At 37.9% G+C, this 1,112-nt stretch carries 1 protein-coding gene; it reads left to right on the top strand.

What is annotated here, in order from left to right:
* Window positions 1-21: 21 nt before the first annotated feature.
* The coding region (locus IOC57_RS25485; protein WP_207441367.1) for an IS110 family RNA-guided transposase at window positions 22-1,112 on the top strand (1,091 nt) is incomplete at its 3' end.

The raw sequence follows: 1,112 nt of genomic DNA, 5'->3' as shown, positions 1-1,112 counted from the left end.
TCTTAAGGAGGAAGCCCTACTATGAATTTTAAAATGCAAGACAAACAAAATCAACTAATAGAAAGAATTTCCGATACACACCTTATTGTTGGTGTGGATATCGCTCAACAACTACACGTTGCAAGAGCAGTTAACTTCCGTGGAATTGTAGTTGGAGACCCTCTTACATTTGAAAATAATGAAGAGGGGTTCCTTAAACTATTAAAATGGATTCATGATTTAAAAAGATTAAAAAACTTAGATGCAGCAATAGTAGGTATGGAGCCTACAGGCCATTACTGGATTAACCTTTCAAAATGGTTATATAACCAAAACATTGAGGTTGTAACAGTCAATCCCCACTTAGTAAAAAGGAATAAAGAGAATCGTGATAATACCCAATCTAAGAGTGATAAAAAAGATGCGCTCGTTATCGCGGATATGGTCAAAAACGGCTACTATTCCTTTATTCGCCCATCATCAGAATCATTTGAGAAGCTTAGAGTTCTAATGTCTAATCGTGATGTGATTGTTAAACGTCTCGTGATGTCTATTAATCAAGTAAATCGATGGGTGGATGTGGTCTTTCCTGAACTCAGACAAGTGTTTAAAGATGTAACGTGCAAAGGGGCGATCGCAACCCTTCGTTTATTTCCTACACCGGATGAAATATCTTCACTAGAAACACTAGATGTCATGAGGGGTTGGAAGTCTTTAATGAAACGACAACCAGGACCCAAGAAGGCTCAATTACTAATCAATCTAGCAAAATCCTCTATTGGGACCGGACAAGCTCTTGATGCTTATAAATTCCATTTAGAACAATTATTAGAGGAATATGACCTCGCTGTCAAACAACTCGAAAGAGTTGAACAACAAGTTAAAGAAGTTCTCTACAAAATACCATTTGCAAAAAAACTACTTATGATTAAAGGAATAAGTGAAATTTCATTAGCCGGGATACTGGGTGAATCAGGAGATCTAAGTGGTTTCTCTCACGGAAACTCTCTATTGCGGCATGCGGGATTACATCTAGCTGAAGCAAGTTCAGGCAAATGGAAAGGTCAGATTGTCATTTCAAAGCGTGGAAGGTCAAGACTACGACGATTCCTCTACTTAGCAACTATGAGCCT

It is taken from the genome of Bacillus sp. SD075 (assembly GCF_017355165.1).
Lineage (GTDB): Bacteria > Bacillota > Bacilli > Bacillales > DSM-1321 > Peribacillus.
This window is presented reverse-complemented; position numbering and strand designations above follow the sequence as displayed.